Annotated in this window: 18 protein-coding genes; 4 read left to right on the top strand and 14 right to left on the bottom strand. The window is 47.0% G+C overall.

Features of this window, described 5'->3' with window-relative positions:
• The first annotated feature begins 20 nt into the window (after positions 1–20).
• The 3 genes from ACLU9Q_RS13995 (at position 21) to ACLU9Q_RS13985 (ending at position 2,522) form a co-directional block, all read left to right on the top strand.
• Complete coding sequence (locus ACLU9Q_RS13995) at positions 21–494, top strand: hypothetical protein (protein WP_412625493.1); 474 nt, start codon at positions 21–23, stop codon at positions 492–494.
• Between the two features lie 144 nt (positions 495–638).
• Positions 639–1,424 (top strand): IspD/TarI family cytidylyltransferase, encoded by a 786-nt coding sequence (locus ACLU9Q_RS13990; RefSeq protein ID WP_296928532.1) that lies wholly within the window; start codon positions 639–641, stop codon positions 1,422–1,424.
• Between the two features lie 12 nt (positions 1,425–1,436).
• A complete protein-coding gene (locus ACLU9Q_RS13985; RefSeq protein WP_296928530.1) occupies positions 1,437–2,522 on the top strand; it encodes an NAD-dependent epimerase/dehydratase family protein in 1,086 nt (361 codons plus the stop codon).
• Between the two features lie 39 nt (positions 2,523–2,561).
• Here the strand turns inward: ACLU9Q_RS13985 and ACLU9Q_RS13980 are convergent, their stop codons facing one another.
• The 11 genes from ACLU9Q_RS13980 to ACLU9Q_RS13930 all read right to left on the bottom strand — a co-directional run bounded on the left by ACLU9Q_RS13980 (position 2,562) and on the right by ACLU9Q_RS13930 (position 16,326).
• Positions 2,562–3,584, bottom strand: coding sequence for an acyltransferase family protein (locus tag ACLU9Q_RS13980; RefSeq protein WP_296928528.1), 1,023 nt, complete (start codon positions 3,582–3,584; stop codon positions 2,562–2,564).
• Positions 3,571–6,348 (bottom strand): CDP-glycerol glycerophosphotransferase family protein, encoded by a 2,778-nt coding sequence (locus tag ACLU9Q_RS13975; protein ID WP_296928527.1) that lies wholly within the window; start codon positions 6,346–6,348, stop codon positions 3,571–3,573. The genes ACLU9Q_RS13980 and ACLU9Q_RS13975 overlap by 14 nt, the downstream gene beginning before the upstream one ends.
• Positions 6,349–6,406: 58 nt before the next feature.
• Positions 6,407–7,618, bottom strand: a complete 1,212-nt coding sequence (locus ACLU9Q_RS13970; protein WP_296928525.1) for a CDP-glycerol glycerophosphotransferase family protein — start codon at positions 7,616–7,618, stop codon at positions 6,407–6,409.
• Between the two features lie 10 nt (positions 7,619–7,628).
• The gene (locus tag ACLU9Q_RS13965) at positions 7,629–8,990 is read right to left on the bottom strand and encodes a polysaccharide pyruvyl transferase family protein (protein WP_296928523.1); all 1,362 of its coding nucleotides are present in this window, start codon (positions 8,988–8,990) and stop codon (positions 7,629–7,631) included.
• 10 nt (positions 8,991–9,000) lie between these two features.
• The gene (locus ACLU9Q_RS13960) at positions 9,001–10,026 is read right to left on the bottom strand and encodes an alcohol dehydrogenase catalytic domain-containing protein (protein ID WP_296835425.1); all 1,026 of its coding nucleotides are present in this window, start codon (positions 10,024–10,026) and stop codon (positions 9,001–9,003) included.
• 1 nt (position 10,027) lies between these two features.
• On the bottom strand, positions 10,028–10,765 hold the full coding sequence (locus ACLU9Q_RS13955) for a 2-C-methyl-D-erythritol 4-phosphate cytidylyltransferase (protein WP_412625491.1): 738 nt from the start codon (positions 10,763–10,765) through the stop codon (positions 10,028–10,030).
• Complete coding sequence (locus tag ACLU9Q_RS13950) at positions 10,762–11,919, bottom strand: CDP-glycerol glycerophosphotransferase family protein (protein WP_412625490.1); 1,158 nt, start codon at positions 11,917–11,919, stop codon at positions 10,762–10,764. Before ACLU9Q_RS13950 ends, ACLU9Q_RS13955 begins: the two co-directional genes overlap by 4 nt.
• Positions 11,920–11,944: 25 nt before the next feature.
• Entirely contained in the window at positions 11,945–12,718 is a 774-nt protein-coding gene (locus tag ACLU9Q_RS13945; RefSeq protein ID WP_412625489.1) for a glycosyltransferase family 2 protein, read from the bottom strand.
• Positions 12,719–12,745: 27 nt separating this feature from the next.
• Positions 12,746–14,143: a sugar transferase gene (locus tag ACLU9Q_RS13940; protein ID WP_412625488.1), complete on the bottom strand. Its 1,398-nt coding sequence runs from the start codon at positions 14,141–14,143 to the stop codon at positions 12,746–12,748.
• Between the two features lie 263 nt (positions 14,144–14,406).
• Positions 14,407–15,195 carry a hypothetical protein gene (locus ACLU9Q_RS13935; protein WP_296835436.1) on the bottom strand — a complete coding sequence of 263 codons (789 nt, stop codon included), beginning with the start codon at positions 15,193–15,195 and terminating at the stop codon, positions 14,407–14,409.
• Between the two features lie 3 nt (positions 15,196–15,198).
• A complete protein-coding gene (locus ACLU9Q_RS13930) occupies positions 15,199–16,326 on the bottom strand; it encodes a DUF6077 domain-containing protein (protein ID WP_302226085.1) in 1,128 nt (375 codons plus the stop codon).
• 200 nt (positions 16,327–16,526) lie between these two features.
• Here ACLU9Q_RS13930 and ACLU9Q_RS13925 point away from each other — a divergent pair, with 200 nt between their 5' ends.
• A complete protein-coding gene (locus tag ACLU9Q_RS13925; protein ID WP_296840485.1) occupies positions 16,527–17,921 on the top strand; it encodes a L,D-transpeptidase family protein in 1,395 nt (464 codons plus the stop codon).
• 90 nt (positions 17,922–18,011) lie between these two features.
• Here the strand turns inward: ACLU9Q_RS13925 and ACLU9Q_RS13920 are convergent, their stop codons facing one another.
• Genes ACLU9Q_RS13920 through cdaA form a run of 3 tightly spaced genes read right to left on the bottom strand, consistent with a single transcriptional unit; the run spans position 18,012 to position 20,499 of the window.
• Complete coding sequence (locus ACLU9Q_RS13920; protein ID WP_296840488.1) at positions 18,012–18,275, bottom strand: HPr family phosphocarrier protein; 264 nt, start codon at positions 18,273–18,275, stop codon at positions 18,012–18,014.
• Between the two features lie 3 nt (positions 18,276–18,278).
• Positions 18,279–19,601 carry a YbbR-like domain-containing protein gene (locus tag ACLU9Q_RS13915; RefSeq protein ID WP_412625487.1) on the bottom strand — a complete coding sequence of 441 codons (1,323 nt, stop codon included), beginning with the start codon at positions 19,599–19,601 and terminating at the stop codon, positions 18,279–18,281.
• A 1-nt stretch (position 19,602) separates the two neighbouring features.
• The gene (gene cdaA, locus ACLU9Q_RS13910) at positions 19,603–20,499 is read right to left on the bottom strand and encodes a diadenylate cyclase CdaA (protein ID WP_412625512.1); all 897 of its coding nucleotides are present in this window, start codon (positions 20,497–20,499) and stop codon (positions 19,603–19,605) included.
• Positions 20,500–20,511 lie beyond the last annotated feature (12 nt).

The following is a 20,511-nucleotide window of genomic DNA, read 5'->3' as shown; positions in this document are numbered from 1 at the left end:
AGTAAATATTTTTTCTGCGCATGTTAAACTTAAATCAGTTAGAAAACGCAACGGAAAATGAGCGTGTCTCAGAGCTTTATCACTGGGCATGCCTCTTCAGAGCAAAAACATGGGAGGATATCCGCATGATCGCTGAAAACAACAACGCTATCCGGGAAGCTGCCAGTCATCTTAAGATACTTTCCGAAAAAGAAAAAATCCAACAGCAGGCAGAAAGCAGAGAACGCTATTTTATGGATATGAGCTGCTCCAGAAATGAAGGTATTGCGGAGGGTTACAGCAAAGGCTCTGCTGAAGGCTATTCCAGAGGTTCTGCTGAAGGCTATTCCAAAGGCTCCGCTGAAGGCTATTCCAAAGGCTCTGCTGATGCACAAAAAGTTGCTACCCAGCTTGCTCTTCTCCTGGTGCAGGATGGACGTATCGCTGATCTGGAACGTATTGCCTCCGATCCAGTTTATTATCAAGAACTTTTGAAAGAATACGGGCTGGACTGAACAAAGAAAGACGGAAGGATACTCTGAAATGCAAAAAAGAATTTACACTCGTAAGATTTTTACCTTTGTTTAAAATTGTATTTTTCTGCGCATTATGCTAGAATAAACTAAAGTTATTCACACAATACTTCAGGAGGGCTACTTATGAATATTGCCATCATATTTGCAGGCGGAAGCGGCATCCGTATGGGTACCGGTGTCCCGAAACAATTTTTGGAAATAAACGGAAAGCCTGTCATTATACACACACTACAGCTTTTCGAATATCATGAAGACATTGACCGAATTTATCTTGCCGTATTAGAGGACTATATCGATTATATGGAAGAGCTTGTTGAAGAATATCACATCAGCAAGGTACGTTGTATTCTTCCGGGCGGCGAAACCGCACAGGATACCATTTACAACGCGTTAAAAAAAGCCGAATCAGAAAATGCTCCCGACTCCATCGTACTAATTCACGATGGTGTGCGTCCTTTTGTCTCCTATGATACTATTTCTGCCAACATCAGCGGCGTGAAAGAATTTGGAAATGCAATTACTTCCACTCCCTGTTTTGAAACCATTTTAATCAGTGAAGACGGTACATCCGTTGATTCTGTACCCTACCGCAAAAGTACGTATGCAGCGCAGGCTCCGCAAAGCTTTTATTTAAAGGATATCATTGCAGCACATGACACTGTACGCGCACGACCGACACGCTATGAAAATATGGTAGACGCATGCACCATCATTAAAAGTCAGGGTATTGAGGCACATATGATTTCTGGAAATCGGGGAAATATTAAGGTTACTACTCCAGAAGATGTATATATGTTCCGTGCGCTTTTACAATACCAGGAAAATGAACAGGCTTTTGGACTCGGTCTGACCGGAAGAAACAAAGCCCGCATTAATGAAGCTCTGAAAAAACAGTCAAAATTAAAATAAGGAGATTATATCATGACTACTTCTGTCTTAGAAAGCCCGGTTGATTCTGTTTTGCAGCAGGATCTTGAAGAACTGGTTCGGATTCTGCCATTAGATGATTTGAAAAATTCCACTGTTTTTATCACAGGTTCTACAGGTCTGATAGGTTCGCAGATCGTTAAAATGCTTGCCTGTGCGAATCGGCTTGTCGGCACAAATATAACAATTTTAGCTTTCGCACGCGATATAAAAAAAGCAGAAAAGCTTTTTGGCAATTTACTTGAACATCGTAATTTCCAGTTAGTTATCGGCGACGTTAACGATACCATCCGCTATGACAAAGAAGTCGATTACATTATACACGGCGCCAGTGCTACCAGTTCTAAATTTTTTGTTGAAAGGCCCGTGGAAACCATTACAACAGCTATCGACGGTACCAAAAACATCCTCGACTTTGCAAGAAATAAACATGTAAAAGGTTTTCTTTATCTTTCCTCACTGGAGGTATATGGCATCCCTGACAAAGATGCCGGTTCCATTAAAGAAGATTCCTATGGGTATATTGATCCTCTTCAAGTAAGAAGCAGTTATTCCGAGGGAAAACGTATGGTGGAATGTCTTTGTGTTTCATACGCCTCTGAATATGACATTCCTGTTAAAATTGCACGGCTTTCTCAAACCTTTGGTGCAGGAGTCGACTACAACGACGGAAGAGTATTTGCGGAATTTGCACGCTGTGCGATAGAGCACAAAAATATCACGCTTCATACGGCAGGCAACACGGTACGTACCTATTGCTATACCAAAGACGCTATTGCTGCTCTGTTTTATATCCTTTTACGCGGAATTCCCGGACAGGCTTATAATGTGACAAACGAAAATACAAAGTGCTCCATTCGTGAAATGGCTCAGTTGGTATGTGATATTTTCCCAGACAGCGGAATTTCTGTGTGCTTTGATACTCCGAGCGAAATATCCTCATATGGCTACAATCCAGAAATGATCATCGCATTGGACAGTTCAAAACTCCGCAGTCTCGGCTGGAACGCGACTGTAGATTTGAGTGAAATGTTCAAACGTATGGTTGACAGTTTCCAACTTCGAAAGGTTTCATCATAATATACAGGGTAAGGTCTTCGAAAAGCCTTACCCTGTTTTTTATTTTTCTTTCTTCAAAATAGGAGCAATTTTTATTCCCATCACCCACTTAAACGGATATTCAAAGATTTTTAAAGACAGCAAAAATGTAAATGCAACGAGCAATATCACCAGCACAATTTTTCCTATATCAGAAGTAAACATTCTCCACCACTCATATTTCAGCCAGGCCAAATACCAGAAGCGATGCAGAATATATACCTGAAGTGTTCTGCTTCCAAATTTTGTAAAAAATGTTTGTTTTCTGGGCACCCATACAAGAAATGCTCCTCCAAGCAATATAGCAGACACGTAAAACAGCGCCCTTGCGATCCAGTATAAATAAACGGAAGAAATTCCAATGTTATCAATCGCAAAATAATTATAGCTGCATTCAAGAATCCTGCCCGGAATCATTTTTGCGTACTTGTACGCAATCATTGCGAATCCAATAAACACCAATGCTGCCGCAAGCTTGATTCCTTTTTTATTCAATAACTTTTCAATATTCTCTTTTGTGCTGTAATAACCCAATAGGAAAAACGGAAAATGAACCATTACACGCTGCAGCGCAAATGTCCCGTCTGCCGCTCTATCGTATCCCACCAACAGACCGCACAAAAATGCAAAAGGAATTACAAACCCTCTTTTCAATTTTGCATAATACGGCAACAAAATATGCCACGCTACAAGACCTTGTAAAAACCAAAGTGAACTTCTTGCTTTAAAAAAACTGTAGTCTATCTTCTCTTTCAATACCAGGACTTCAAAAGCCGTCACTGCTATCTGCGAAAAAACATATAACATCAAATACGTAAAAGGCTTTTGTATATTAAATCTGTCATCTTTCACGTAGCTTTTTGCAAAATACCCCGATATAAAAATAAAGGTTGGCATATGAAAGGTGTTTATTATATACCATAGCATAGTTGCTATTCTTGAGTAGCTTTTTAATTGAGAAATACCATGTGCCAGCACTACCAACATTATCAGCAAAAACTTGGCATTATCAAAAAAATAATCTCTTTTCTTAGCAGTATCCATTCATTTTTCCCCTTTTAGTTTCATCCATATAGTTTTCTACTGCCTCATATATTCTATGACAATTTTCAAAATCATCATATGCAAAAAAGTCGTCCGCACGTTTTACATACATTTCCTTCATCTTACATTGATTTTTCATGTATTCGCAAAGATTCTCCACGATTTCCTCATGATTTTGACATATAGGGCCAAACCCCATTGTCTCATAAATCAATCCCCCTGCTTCATAATGCGGCGGAAGCGTATCTGGATGATAATAAAGAATCGGCTTTCTCATATACGCAAAATCAAACTGTACACCCGAATAATCTGTAACCATGAGACTGGATTCTGTTAGTATTTTTTCATAGCTCATATTCCCGGTTGCCTCCACGATCTGAACATAATCATTTCGTTCATAATCTACCGATTGCGCGCTCATTGCCGGATGCAGAAGATAAATAATCCGATACCCACACTCTTTTGCGCAGGAAATCAGCTTTGCGTCATTAATTAAGCCATTGTAAATGCGATAATACTCGCTATCTTTAAAGTGCGTATTATGGGTCTTTTTTACATACGCAATTCCGCTGTTTACAACGTCTCGCCGCCACGTTGGTGTTATCAGAATCTGCTTCTGGTCATTATTTTTCAGACCGTCATACCTTGCCATTCCCACAAGCGAAATATCACTTTTGCGATAATCATATATCGGGTGCATAATATTCTGAACTTCATATTTTGAAGCGCAGCAATAAAAGTTTGTGTTGTCAAATGTTCTTCCCTGATATTGAGCAATCTTCTGAATAGTCAGTCCATGCTGAATACATACCAGCTCTGCATTGAAAAGATCTCTTATATAAGGCTGTATTTTCTTAGGCAGCCCACAATACGAAATAATAGTAGCATGCGTGGCCAAAACAGTTTCTGACAAAAGCGCCATTAATTGACACTTCAGTGATTCATGAATCAGTATATTTTCTCCGTTTGCTTTCATCCTTTCATAATCCGGGCTGTCTTTTTGAATAACATAAAAGATTTTGATGTTTTTCTGGTGTTCATGCAGATAATGGTACATATATTCTCCATTATCTCCTGCCTTATAAATCTTATCAAATGTCAGCCAAATTCTTTTGTTTTTATAAAATGGTTTTGCCAAATGGTACAAAACTCTCAGTTTTACCGCATCATGTGCTGTCTTCTTATCAACACATTTTTTCATAATTTCCCGGCAAAGCTTCAGCTCACGCACCAGCTTCCGTAACGCAGTGGTTTTCAAAGTCCATAAAGAGCCTTGATACCTGTATAAAATACAGTTTGGCGCATATTCCCAATAACCATGTCCCGGGATAGCGTTTGACAGTCTCCCTGCCGCCTTTGGAAAGGAAAGACCCAGTTTGCATTTTCTGCCATTTACTATCAGATAAAATGTAATCTGTTGTTTCCGCTTTTCCTTATCTAATGGTATGCTGATATGGAAAGGGAATTTACGTGCATATGTTACACCAAAGCATTTTAGCAGAGGGTAAGCCTGCGTCGGTGTAATGTCAATTCTTTGCCCATCAATTTCAGCAAAAATCTGAATCTGATCTGCATCTAAGAAATCAGAAAGCGTTGTTACCGCATCTATTTCTAAACAGGAGTTTCTCAGATTGATCGCATGTACTAAAACTGTCTCTCTACTAATCTTTTTTATCGTACTAAGTTTTTCAAACTCGTTTATAACCCCACCCAATTTTTCAGGTCTGTTGATTTTAACGGCAAAGTCCGACCCCATATCAATGATACGATATGGTACGCCAAGTTTTTCTGTTTTCAGCCTTATAAAGAAGAACTTTAGGGATCTTGGAATGTTATAGGTTCCAATTGTTATTTTCTGTAAAATAATGTCTTCATCAATATACATTAACAGCTCTTGACAGTTTTTTAAAAACTCTGAGAGCTGTTCCCGATCAAGCATATTCTTGTTTCTGTCGTTTGAATTGCAATGAAATTTTGCATACATCAAATACAACACACATGCCATCACAAAACGTCTCTGTTCATATGTTTCTCCACCGTAATCCCGCACAAAAGGAGTCAGCACATGTCTCACAGACCAGCTATACCATTCCATCTGATACTGATAAAGATTTGTTGAGAAGTCATCTTCCTCACCAATATAATATTTCAAACAATCATTTGCCAGGAAAAAATACTCTGGTTTTTTCAAAAACAGCTTCATCAAAAAAATATATGGAAATTCTATCCCCATATCCTCTTGAAACTGAATCGTCTGAAAGATATCCCTCTTAAAAAAATAACCCTTCAACTGAAACTGCATATTTTTCGTTTCATTAAAAACATTCATTCGTTTTGTTTTTTGCGGAGCAATCGCATAATTTATGGTATTGCCTTGCATATCGATAAAAACCGGACGCACGCTGACAACATCCACCTGTTTTTCTTCAAACATTTTTACTGCTTTTTGAACAGCCCCATCCGTATACATTTCTCCTGCACTAATAAACGCAATATTTTTTCCTTTCGCAGACAGTGCTTCCTCATTATAATGTACTGCCCGATGTCTATTTGCCTCCTTTAAAATAACTTCGCAATCTGAAAAGTTTTCTAAAGCTTTACGGCACTCACATCTGCTTTCTTCAGAATTAACAAAATCCAAGATTATCGCTTCTGTTTGACTGGCAATTTCCGGATTCTTCCGAAAAATGCTTTCCAACGTGTTCTGCAACGAACCTTCCGATATCAAGCTGATAACAACTGTTAATTTTTTGTCCAAACCCATATTCTTTCTCTCCATTTTTATTTTTGTATACTAACCGGAAGCTTCTTCCCATTTTCATCTATAGTAATTCCAAGATCCGCTCTGTCGCATGTCCGTCACACGCGCTCATAAATTTATTTTTAAAGTCAACCACTTTCTGCCTGTCAAATCTGGTATCCAGATTTTTTATATAGTCTATCATTTCTTCTGTCGTTTTGCAAGTCGGACCGGGCGTCATCTCTGCGTAATCGTAGTAGAACCCGCGCCAATCGTAATATTCCTCCAGATCATATGCGAAGAACAGCATCGGGCGCTCAAAAAGAGAGTACTCAAACACCAGCGAGGAATAGTCGGATATGCATACGTCGCTCACCATCAGCAGCTCCTCGATCGTCATATCCGCAGTCAGATCGATTGCAAAGTCCTTTAAGCTCTCCGGCACAACCGGACGGTTCTTCACAAATGGGTGATGCTTGAATACCAGCACATATTCCTCCCCAAGTGCCTCATGCATCTGCTCCAGATCCATTTCTTCCGGGGAATACGCCTTTGCCACACGCCCGCGGTAGGTCGGCGCATAGAGAATGACTTTTTTATCCCTGCTCGCAGGAACCAGACGATGAATTTTTTCGTAAGCCGCTGCGATCGCCGCCTGATCGTAAAACACATCGGTGCGGCTAATACCTGTCGCCACAATATCCTCCTTGCGGTCTTCCATGTGAAAGGCCTCGGCATACGCCCAGATCACCTCCGGGCTGCTGACCGTCACCAGCGAAAAATTTTTGTGAAGAGGGAAGCGCATCAGCTGCTTATAGGAGCCGCCGAACTGCTTCTGCGCCGTGCTGAATCCAAAGCGTTTGAATGCCCCGCAGGCATGCCAGGTCTGGATGACCTTTGTCTCCGGCCGCAGCGGAATGCAGCTGATCAGAGAGGATGAGTCATTAATGAATACATATCTGGCGGTGGCGATCTCCTTCAGCGCTGCAAGACTGTTTTTACATTGCTGGCCGCGGGACGCCAGCTCACTGCCTATGCAGCACACCGTAAACCGATACTTTCCCTCTCTCTGGAGCGCGTCGTAAATACGCTGAAAATTGTCTGTCAGCTCCATCATACGGATTTCCAGGAACACGATCTTATCTTTCTGCACCGCTTCCCTGCTGTACTTCCGGTAACTGAGCGGGTACAATATCTTCTGTGTCGCAGTATTATAGCAACGCGCCAGCAATCTTCTGAAAAACACAGCCACCCGCCAGCTAATGCCATGCACAACCTTCTTTACCAACTTCATAACGATTCCTCTACTTATTTCTGCCTAGTTTCTTTAAAATCCATTTCACATACGTATCCATCCGCCGGAGCTTCAGCAGCATTTCCAGTGATTTCACCTCTTCATACTGCTTTCTTAGCATTTCTCTGTCCTGCCACGCCTCCGAAAGCCTGCGCGCCTGCTCCTGTGCAGGGACAGAGAAAAAGGGCTGCAGCGCCGGCTGCAGAGACAGCTCCTGCAACTTTCTGTCGTAGGGGCGTGTCTCGTCCGCTCCCATGTCAAACGTATGTGCAAGTCCGTTTTCCTCCAAAAAGCCCCTGTAATTCTCAAAACGCTCCCTGTGACCGTCATACAGGCGCGTATAATCCGCTTTGTCATAAAGCGTAAATATATTGTCCTCTTCTTTTAAATCCTGATAATTGATATGCGGGATATTGTGATAGCGCACCAGCTCCGAGATACGGTAATCCGACACGATCACATAAGCCGGCGTTCCGGCAAGCAGCGCCGCAATGTTTCCGTGAATACGGCTGCCGAACGAAAAATCCTTTTCGCGCAGATATCCGACCCACGACTGGACGTTCACAAAGGCGCGCGCCTTGTCCTGCATGTACCAGGGATGACACGACTGCGCCGGGTACCCTTCAGTGATCTTTTTATATTTTCCTTCCGGGAACGGCGTTCCGTAATACATCAGTCTGATCTCGTCCGTGATCTGAGGCACATAAGTGAAATCCTCAAACTGCTTTACATTGCTGCGCATAAATGCGTGAATCGGCTCCGGAAGGTCGATCTTCCAGTTTACGCTCACCGACGATTTTCCGTTAAGCTCCTTCTTCCTGATTTCCGGCAGCTTATCACCGTTCCAGAACATCGACGGACAGCCGATCACCCGGTGATGCTTCCCCTCCCGAAAACCAAGACGTGTCAGATATGCCGAGGTTTCCTCCCCGCGCGTTCCAACCACCGCCGATTTATCGAGAATCGCTTTGACAAATTCCTTCACCGTCTCATCAAAGGAATTTTTTTCTTTTAACGGATTTGCAAAGGTCGCCGAAATGCCCACGCCGATCACAATACAGGGAACCTTCAGTTTTTTGATAAACTTCGTGATGGTCTGGAGCTCCCACTGAAAGGAAGGCCGAAAGGCATTTGCAAACGGAAATATTACACAGCTGTACTCCGCATTGATGCGCCTGACATTTTCATCCGTCAGATCGCGTCTGGTATTAAAAACGTCGATCTGCACATCCTCCGTCATCAGTGCACGCATAATACTGTTAATAAAAATCATATTACCGGCATTTGTGCCGATCTTATCATCCCGCAGCACGCTTTGCGCGTCCCAGTTATCAAAGGGCGACATATGCGCCCGGATCAGTATTTTCTTCATAGAAAGTCCTCTATTCGTTCCAGATCATAATCGTTTTTCCGATCATCTTGTGGATGTCCGCCTCAAATGCTTTCACAATATCCTGAATGCTGTTCACCTTCATCTGTGTGCCGACGATGTTCTCCAGATAAAACGGAATGTCCGGATTCTCTTCATAGAGCTTCATCAGCCCCTCATAATCCGCTCTGCCGCTGCGGCTGTTCCCAAAGAAACGCAGCCCCTTCTCCAGAACCATTCTGGTGTTAATCGGCACCGGATCCTCGCTGACTCCCAGCAGGCTGACCGTCCCCTCCGGACGGATGCGGTCGATGATCTGGTCGATCGCCTTCGCGGAGGCGCTGCTTCCCACACACTCAAATGCATGATCTACCTGCAGTCCTTCCGGTATCTGTGAGACAAGAAAGGTGTCGTCCGCAAAGGAAAAATCGCTCAGTTTATTGCGATTGACGCCGAAAATATACACCTTTGATCCCGGCAGCATTTTTTTCAGCAGAAGTGATGTGATGTAGCCAAGATTGCCATCCCCCCAGACGCCGATCGTATCGCGTCTCTCATGCGAAAAGCGCAGAAAGCGCCGGACGGCATGATAGCTCACCGTCACGATCTCCGTGAATGCCGCGGTGATCTTGTCGATCCCCTCCGGGAGCAATACCACTCGGTCCGGCAGCAGAGAGACATACTCCTGCATAAAGCCGTCCTTACTGCTTCCGCAGAATTTCGTCGACCGCAGATAATTCTCCGCGATCACCGGATCTGTCTCACACGGATGGTTCGGGATCATGACCACCTCATCCCCGATCCGAAAGCTGCCGGTCGGGTCGTAGACCACCCTTCCGATCCCCTCGTGGATCAGCGCCATCGGCAGCTTTGCGCGCAGCACCGCCTCCGGGCGCGTTCCCTGATAGTAGCGCTGGTCGGCGTGACAGATGGACAGATGCGTCGGGCGCACCAGCACATGCCGGTCGTCCAGCTCAATATTTTTAAATACGACCTCAAACTGTCTGGCAGCCTTTAGCTGATAAACAGTATTTAGCATATCAGTTTCCTCCTAACAAAGACTCCGCCACGCGCAGATCATGCGGATACGTGATCTTGATGTTGAATACTTCCCCCTCTACCAGGTACACCGGCTCTCCCTTCAGGACCAGGATCTTGCAGGCGTCCGTAAGAATTGCCTTTTCCTCCTCCGTCAGCGCCATATAAACATCCCGCAGCTTTTTCGCGCGAAAGCTCTGCGGCGTCTGCCCCTGATACATTTTCGAGCGGTTCGGGATACTGGTGATCTGTTTATTATCCGCACTTTCCACGATCGTATCCGTCGCCGGGATCACTGTATCGCAGGCGCCCATCTCCTTTGCATAGCGGATATTATCTTCCAGGATCCGGTGCGTGACAAACGGCCGCACGGAATCGTGCGTAACGATCACCGTATCCTCATCCAGCCCATAATTTTTCTCAATATGACGGATAGAGTTCATGATCGTCTCATTGCGCGTCTCCCCGCCCTGGATCACATCTATCCGGCTGCTCATCGGGATATACCTGCGAATGACGTCCTGCGTGTAATTCATCCACTGCCGCGGTGAAAGCACAATAATCCGCTCAAAGGTAGGATTTACCACAAATTTCTCGATCGTATGAACGATAATCGGCTTTCCGCCGATCTCCATAAACTGCTTCGGCTTTTCAATATTGCCCATGCGGCTGCCGATCCCGCCCGCAAGCACTACGCCATATACATTGCTTCCCATCGTCCGTTTTGTCTCCTTTTTCATTTACATACTTCCAGTATGCGCTCCGTCACACACTCACATGCATGTCCGCTCTCGCAGCTTCCCATCTCGCGGTGATGCCGCCGGATATCTTCTCTGGCGGCCTCCGCATCATAATTTATAATCTCGCTCTCCAGTTCCTTCTGATTCTTCGCCCTCGCGAACGGCCACTGATGAATATCCGTATAGAATCCCGTTTTTTCCAGATACTCTTTCAGATCCGGCACAAACAAAAAACAGGGCCGGTATAGGAAAGAATAATCCCATACGGCTGAAGAGTAATCTGTGATCATCATATCCGACGCACACAAAAGTTCCTGCATATCCGGGTAATCGCCCGCCTGCAGAATGCCGCTTCCTGTCACGCAGATGGACGCCCCGCCGTTCTGATAGCGATGAGCGCGGAACAATATGTGCCATTTCGTGCCGTCCCGCTCCAGTGTTTTCAGAAGAGCGTCTCCGTCCAGCACGATCCTCTGCGAGGGCGTGCGGTAGGTAGGCGCATAGAGCACCAGCTTATCTTCCTGCGGAATACCGTAATATGCCCGCACCCTTGCTGCAGGCCCTTCTGTATCTCCCGTCACCAGACTATCGTTGCGCGGCATCCCGCACTCCAGGATCTCGCCCTGGTAATGAAACGCCCCGCGAAAAAGATAGTCCGTCGCCCGTTTGCAGGTGGACAGAAACAAACTGATATTCTCCGCGCAGAATGCCAGCTTTTTACGCTGCAGCCTGTTTGCATCCTCGTAGTTATCCTTCAGACGCTTATAAGCGCCGCCGCCGTGCCAGGTGTTGATCAGATACTGCTGTTTCCGAAACGGAAACCACGGCGCGTAGGATCCGCTCGTCACGATCACCTTCGCCGTCATTAAATAATAGAAGGAACGCAGACTGTAATGCTTCAGAAATGTGATGTCCGCACCCTCTTTTCCCTGATAGCGCTTCGGATCCGCCACAACCCAGTAAAGCGCAAACCTTCCCGGGTATTCCCTGCGGATGTGCTCGCAGATATACTTCGGATTGCAGCTATATTCGTAAGCATCCCCGCCGGTCAGCCCCGCAAACACAAGCCTGTCTTTTTTCACAGGAAACAGCCGCAGCGGAAAAAGAAACACCATCAGCGCATAAGAATAGACAATTTTCAAAAAATCCTTCATCCGATTTTCTCCTGGTATCATATTATCACATCCGCCGCAAAGAATCTACCCAGAAACCCGCATATTTCAAAATCCCGTGCAGCGCGTAGCTGACAAAGCACGCTGCGGATTTTAAAAATCCGAACCCCAGAAGGCGGTACACCTGGAAGGTCATCCTTGCCGATTTCGCCTTGCTGCCGGATTTTCCTGTATTACTGAGACGGTATTTCAGCAGCGGCTCGTTTACCGCGCACGCCGTCTGATACTTCTGCAGGATGCGCAGCCATGTCAGATAATCCTCATGCGCTTCCTCATGCTCCATCGGAAATTCGCGCAGGACCTCCGTAAGCGCCAGCACGGAGGAGCAGTTAATACTGTTTTGCCCAAGAAGATTCCGGTAGCTGATGCGCTCTTTTACCGGGATCACCTTTCCGGTCCGCGTGCCGTCCGGACGCACAAGCTCCCGTGCTGTCCCGCACAGCACGCAGCCGCTCTCCTGCATTCTGGCGAGCTGCTTTTTCAGTTTGCCCGCTTCCCACCAGTCATCCGCGTCCAGAAACGCCGTATATTTCCCGCGCGCAAGCGAAACGCCGCGGTTTCTGCTCCCCGCTGCCCCGCAGTTTTTTTCATTCTTCACATAAAAAACCACAGGACTTTGCGCGTAGTCGGCCATCACACGCGCCAGTCCGTCCTTTGAGCAATCATCGATCACTATGATTTCCAAATCAACGTCCTGTGCGAGCGCCGATTCCACTGCCTGCCGGATCGTACCGGCACAATTGTATGCCGGTATCACGACAGAAACAAGCGGTCCGTCCATAATACGCCTCCATTGTCCTGCTGGTAATTAAAATTTTTCGTTATCGTTTTCCTTTTCATTTTCCTTCGTCGCTGCCGTCACCTGCCACGGCTCTACCCCCTCCGTGTTTTCCTTCTGAAAAAGGATCTTGAAGGTAAGCATCAGAAGCTTGATATCCTGCAGTACTGAGTACGTCTCAATATAGGTGAGGTCAAGCTTCAGCTTGTCATACGGCGTCGTATTGTATTTTCCATAGACCTGCGCATAACCGGTAAGACCAGCCTTCACCTTCAGACGATAATCAAATTCCGGTATCTCCCTCCGGTACTGCTCCGCGATCTCCGGGCGCTCCGGGCGCGGTCCCACAAGCGACATATCACCCTTTAATATATTGAAGATCTGCGGAAGCTCATCAAAATGAATGTTGCGGATGACTCTTCCCACCGGCGTGATACGATCGTCTTCCTTGCAGGCGAGCCGGGCGCCGGATACCTCCGACTCCACCTTCATGCTGCGGAATTTCAGAATATAAAACACCTTTTTATCTCTGGTCAGCCGCGGCTGCTTATAGAACACCGGACCGCCGTCATAAGCCTTGATAAGCGCCGCAATGATCAGCATAACCGGTGACGCCAGAACCAGTCCGATCAGTGAAAATACAATATCCATGGCGCGCTTTACAAAAAGCTGCTCCGCCGTCAGTCTGCGGTTGCGGGACAGCAGCAGGGTAGTGTCAAACAGATGGATATCGTCTGAATTTCTCAGCAGGATATCTGACAGCTTCGGAATGCTGTAGCAGCGAATGTCCTTCTCAAAGCAATATTTGAGCAGCACGTTTCGTTCATGAGAAGGCATATCCGCCAGGATCACCGCCGGGTATTCATCAATCTTCTTTTTTATATATTCTTCTCCGCGGGACAGGTGAACCTGCTCGCAGATATTATATTTATCCTCGCGCGAGGAGATCTTCTTTACCAGATCGCACGGATTTCGCTTGCCGTATACCAGCAGCATCCTGCGCGGCGGATAGATCCGTGCGTACACCCAGCGCATTCCAACCACCCATATGACGACGATCACCAGATCGATCGCGGTCATATAGAAGAACGGAACCACATTTGTTCCAAATTTCCAGCGTCCGATCAGCGCCATCTGCAGGTATGTGATGATGTTTACGCACACAATCGACAGGATCTGTGAAAACAAAACCTCAAACACACGCAGATATCCGACCTTAAAGCCTCCGTAAATACGGAAAAACAGATACAGCATCAGCGCATACTGTCCGATGATAACATAATTGCCGCGCACAAACCCCCTGCCGATCGTCTCCGTTCTCGCGAAGCATTTAAACCAGACAACCGCAAAAATCGCGGTTTCCAGCGCAAGTATCAATACGGAGGCTAAAAACATAATGATTCTCTTATAATGTTCTCTTTTTCCCATATCGACTCCCTCTATTTTCCTTTTTCGTCTGCTTATTTTTACATCAAGTCACATTCTACAACATTTTTCTGCAAAATACAACTTCAAACAGCTGGCAATCGTTACTGTTCAGGTCAGGACTTTGCATTCACTGCGACGCGCAGCTAGTCCTGTGGGCAAAGTCCGTAAGAAAGTGATACAGGTGTGAGCAAATCCCATTCGCGGAGCGAATTTTAAATGGATTTGCGAATGTTACTGTGAACAACGTGAACAGTAACTGGCAATCACTTCACTCTGTAAACCGTGAAAGAATCCGTCCGTCCGACTATCCAGCAGCCTGCTGCCAGGAGCCGCTCATCCGTATTATATTCTGTTTTAATAACGAGATAATCCGCTTTTGACCGCGCAAGCGTCCTCTGCAGGATGTGTGTGGAGATTTTCAGCTTTCCGCCCTCCACCAGGGTCAGCATACGATGCTGTACGATACGCGAATTCGTGTTCAGCTCCAGCTCGCCGTCAAACCGATAAGTCGTACGCGAAATTACATTACAGATGGTCGGATCCTGCAGACGCAGGGAGCGGACCAGATCGGAATCACACGCTACCTTCGGCCGCTTTTTCTCTTTATCTTCACTGATAATCTCACAGATATCCGCCGATTCCCTGTTTATATAGCTCACCTGTCCGAGTTTTACAAAGCTGCCGCTTCCTATATAGGGGACTCCCGCCAGCGCGATCACCGCCATCACAACTGCTGCCGCCGCAATTTTGCGGATCATGTTTTTCTGCATGATAATAATATCTACGGCCGCATAGCCCAGCATTGGTATCACTGGTATCATCCACAGAAAACGGTAATAGGTTTCCGTTCCTATCGCCTTTCCCGCCAGCAAAAAGACTGCCTGATTAAAGACAAACAGGCATGCCGCCGCGATCGTCAGCAGCGCACTGCGCCGGTTTCTTTTGTCCGCCCGCACAAGCAGCCATGCGATTACCGCAAGAAATAACGGGAAAAACCATGTTTCACCGTTGTACCTGCGAAATACCTCAATAACATTTGTCACTCCGTCCATATATTATATTCCTATTCTGATTATTTTCATATTATATAACAGATAAACCACAAGGTAAACCGCATTCGGGATCATGCAGGACAGATAAAAGCCCGCCTGCCGCCATTTTTTTTCGCGTATCAGCACCGGAACCATCATTACCGTGATCAGAGCCGGCGCCGTCACCAGCGCACTCATGGATACGGGAACACTCCCAAGCGCCGTGATAAACAACATCAGCTTCGTCTCCTTTTTGCCGCTGTCCCGCCAGAGCATCAGACAGAGCAGAAACAGGAACGGCAGGAGAAGATTCGCGCAGTACGCCTTCGCCTCCAGTGCGCGGTTTAGCAAAAATTCCGACGTCGTAAAAATGCTCTGATAAAAAAAGTTTAAGATCACCGCCGCGATCACCATTCCTGCCGCACAGGCAGGCACCTGTCTTTCGGTCAGGCGCTGCCGGTAGCGCTCTCCCGAAAACAAGAAACGCCCGATCTCAAAAATTACCATATTAGCCAGCACTGCCAGCAGTCCGCCCTGGACGATCTTTGCATAATAGATCACGCGCACCTGCAGAAGCCTGCACCATACCGCTGCATGCATATAAAAAGACGACAGCGCATATCGGAAATCCAGAAAATACGCCTTTTTCCCGTTTTCCCCAACGTATCTGTACATAGTATCCGTGGTGACACTGTTTCCGATCGTCCCCACATAAGCAGCCGTATCCCAGCCCAGATAATCATTTGTTATAATGTAATACATCTGCACGGCAACTGCCAGGATCATCGCGGCGTATATCAGAAAATATATACCCCTCCTGCCCGCACATTCACGCCTCTGATATGCCGCGCCCGGCCGGCCATCTCCGTGTGCAAATCTTCCCCTCTTTCGTTCCAGGAGAAGCCAGCACACAAGCACTGCCCCCGTTGTAATGCCCCAGAGCAGGGAAAGCAGCGACAAATGCTGCTTGCAAAGGATCAGCGGCAGCGCCTCCAGCTGAAAGAGACTGTGATAAACAAAAACCCCCGCCAGCAGGGTCATTCCCGCATTTGCCTCTCCCTTCACGGCAAGAAATAAGACTCTTCCGAAACACCAGTACAGAAAAAGCAGCAGCAGAATTGCCAGCAGGCAGACACCGATTTCTATCTTCATATTCATAGTTTCCTTTACCTGTTTATTGTTCCTATTGTACAGGAAATGTCCCATTTTATCAAGCACAAGAATTTTACAGGAGTTTATCTAAAGATTTTTTTAAGAATTGTTCCTGTTTTTCCGCTTGCTAACAACACTTGAATATGTTAAAATTTAGTTAACACAAATGTTACAATTATTTATGAGGGAGTGAATACAACATGAAAAAGAAACAGTTCTTTGTATCCCTGTTTCTGCTGTTTTGTATGGTGTTCGCCCTGTCGGCGGCGGCTTCGGCTGCGACCCCCAAAAACAAATGGGTAACTACCGGCGGATACACCTATTATTACAACAGCAAGGGAGTAAAGGTAACGGGCGGTCCACGCTCTTTGAAAAAGGACGGTAAGACCGGTCTGTTCCTGTTTGACTCCAAAGGACGGCTGGTAAAGAATCGGCTCACCTATGTGAAAAGCACGAAGAAGCTTTATCTCAGTCAGGCGGACGGTCGTCTCCTCACCGGTTTCGGCACCTGGAAGGGGCAGACCTATTACGGCACCAGCAAAGGTTATCTGCGGACCGGACTGCAGCAGTACAACAAAAAATACTATTATTTTACCCCTGTCAAGGTAAATGCCAAAGGTCAGGTCAGTACCGCGAGCGGCCGTGCCGTCAAGCGCACCTGGAAACACATTGGCAAATATTACTACTATTTTAATGGAAGAGGCAGAGCGTATCACGGCGCTGCATACACCATCGACGGCGCCACCTACTATTTCGATAAAAACGCGCACCGCGTCTCCGGCATACAGAAGATCGGCGATTATTACTACTGCTTCCATATCAAGACCGCCAAAATGGTATACGGCTGGAGAACGTACAAGGGGCAGCGCTACTATTTCAATCAGAAAAATAAAGGGCGCGCCTGCACGAACGGCAGATATAAGATCGACGGAAAATATTATTATTTCAACTATTCCGGCGTGCAGCAGACCGGCTGGGTCGTTGTCGGCACAAAGCGCTACTACTACGATCCGAAAAACAAGGGAGCGCAGGTTTTCGGCAAGAAGACTATCAACGGCAAGTCCTACAACTTCGGCACAAAAGGCTATGTCACCTACACGCCAAGCGGAAATATGACGATCCGTGTAAACAGGAAAAATAATGTAGTCACCATCTACGACGGCAATACCCCGGTAAAGGCTATGGCATGCTCTGTTGGTCTGAACAACGCCACCCCGACCGGTACCTTCTATATCCGGACGCACTACAAATGGTGGACGCTGAACGGACCGTCAATGGGACAGTATTGCAGCCACATTTGCCCGCCGGGGACGTACTTCAGCGACTACCTCTTCCACTCGGTACCAATGAACGGAACGTCCCGCAACCAGTACAACGTAGCGGCAAGCGATTTCAACAAGCTCGGTCAGGCAGCCTCCCACGGATGCATCCGGCTTTGCGTTGCCGATGCAAGGTGGATCTACTATAATTGTCCAATCGGCACAAAGGTAGTTATTTCCGACAAGGAAGCAATGCCGCTCGGAAAACCCACTGTCCAGAAAATGAAAGCAGGAACAGTCGGAAAGGATCCGACCGATATCTGGGTAAATCCATAATAAATACGAATAAATATGAAGCAAGGAGGAAGAGCATCCGCTCTTCCTCCCGTTTTTTATTTCCCATCTTTAGCTGTAGAAGCTCTTCTTCTATTCTCCCAAACCATCCATGATCAGCCTGCCAAGGTTCTCCAGAGCCTCGCCCTCGTCCGGTCCGTCGCAGGAGATCGTAATGCTGTCGTTGCACTTCACGCACGCGCTGAGCACACTGAGCACGCTCTTGGCATTGACCTGCGTGTCTGCAAAGGACAGTGTGATGGCCGATTTATATCGGATCGCCTCCGTACACAGCATTGCCGCCGGCTTCAGATGCAGTCCTGCATGATTTCTGATCACAAACGTCTGGCTTACCATAAGCTATTCCTCCGTCTGAAGCTCTACTTCCGCTTCCTGTTCTTCCTCTTCTACATTTACCACAATAGATACCTCGGCGCCCAGCTCACAGCCCTCCGGCACCTCCACCGTTACCGGCAGAGTATAGCTGCCATTCGCCTGACATCCCGAAAGATCGATCTCGGCCTTAATATCCTCCACATCAATCTCGCCCAGATGCTCCTCCGTAGAGCGGATATTGATCGCAAGCTTATCTGTCGGAGAAAAGATCAGTCTCTTTCCGGCAGGCGCATTGTTCAGCGTCAGCTCAGATACCGGAAATTCGATCGTTTTGCTCCCCACCTCGTCAATCGTCACCGTTACCGTCACAGCCGGGGAAGCATCCGCCTCCAGCCGCACATCCTCATACTGGCTCAGCGTGTTGCTCAGATCTGCCGTAAACTCTATATTTTCTGACACGCCGGAAATGTCAAAGGTATCCTGCAACGTCAGACTGTTTCCCAGCTTTTCAATCGCAGCCGCCGACGCTGTCAGATTTACTGTACGCGGAGAAATCGTAACGTCCGTCACCTCATAACCTGACGCCGGTTCCCCGGTCAGCTCCGCCTGCAGTGCAATCTCCCCGTAAATCCGCCAGATCTCGACACCCACCTCCGCAAGATTATCCTTCAGAACAATGCCGTCCATATTTTTCAGCTCCAGGTTACTCCACTGACTGTCTGTCAGCTCCGCGCCATTTTTATCCTCAATGCGGATGGGGAGCTGCTGAACACTGTCCTCCGACATGTAAGTGACATCCACCGGAACCGTCACCTTTCCGATAATGCTGATCAGAGACTCCGGTCCGGCAATTTTGATGGTATCTCCTGTCAGCACCGTTGTGCTGCCCACCTCAAAGCCTTTCGCCGCATTGCCCGAAGTTGTCGCTACGATTCCAAAGGTTTCTTCTATCTTATCCTCCATCTTAATCTTCATGGAAGCCGGCTGGATACGCATATCCTCCTGTGATACCGACGGATCAGAGCATGTGACCTCCAGCGGAACCGAACCGATTGCTTCATTATAGTTCTCAAGATCCGCACGAACGGTAAAGCTTGAAGCGCTCAGCCTTGTGCGCACCGACCGCCGTGCCGTCACATAAACACTCACTTTATCTGCACCGCCAACCACCGTGTAGGTTTTATTTGCGTTTGTAATCGTGTCCTGGTTTTTGATCGTTACCGGGACATTCCGGTACACCTGCTGCTTTTCCGGATCGTTGCTGTCCATGACGACCAGCCAGATGAGACAGGCAGCCAGGACCGAAAGCAGCTTCAGCCCCAGATTATGCGTCAGTTTATATCTCATGCTATTTGCTTCCTTTCTCCGCTTCCGTCTTTTCTCTGCGCCCGAAAATAAACTTTCCACCGCTGATCAGCTTCCGGGAATTTACCGATTTATTCTGCAGCGTAATGAGCTGCGCACGCAGAATCTCTTCGGTCACGTTTCTGGTAAGCACACCCTTCTTTGCGATGGAGATTTTACCGGTCTCCTCTGATACGATAATCGTGAGGGAATCCGTCACTTCGCTGACGCCAACGCCGGCGCGGTGCCGCGTTCCCAGCTCCTTACCAAGATTCTGGCTGTCCGACAGCGGCAGATAACAGGTCGCGGAAACGATCTTATCGCCTTTTATGATAACTGCTCCGTCGTGCAGCGGCGTATTATGTTCAAAAATATTAATCAGAAGCTGGCTGGACACTACAGCGTCGATCGCAATGCCCGTGCGCTCATACTCTGCAAGCGTTTCGTTCTCCTCGATCACCATCAGCGCGCCGGTTTTCACCTTCGCCATCTCCAGCGACGCCCGCACAATTTCATTGACCGTGCGGTCACTGCAGCGCTGTACCACTTCCTTCACTGTGCCCGCCGGAATAATATTGGAAAAAAATTCCTTTTCCCCCAGCTGTTCCAGCACCCTGCGCAGCTCCGGCTGAAAAATGACAAGCGCCGCCATGAAGATAATGTTCAGTCCTTTCTCAATGATAAATGTGAGCGTATCCATATTGAACAGATACGCCAGCGCAATAAAGAAACCGACCAGAAGCATTCCCTTCAGAAGCGTCCATGCTCTGCTCCGCTTAATCCATACCAGCACGCTGTATACTAAAAAGGAAAGGATGATGATCTCTATAATATCAATGATCCCTATTGTAATAGCAGGCGCCTTCAGCCATGGGAAATGATTGCTGATCCACACCTTGATCGTATCCACCGT

It is taken from the genome of Marvinbryantia sp. (genome assembly GCF_047017445.1).
Classification (GTDB): domain Bacteria; phylum Bacillota; class Clostridia; order Lachnospirales; family Lachnospiraceae; genus Marvinbryantia.
Note: the sequence above shows the minus strand (reverse complement) of the source record. Positions and strands in the feature narration are given on the sequence as shown.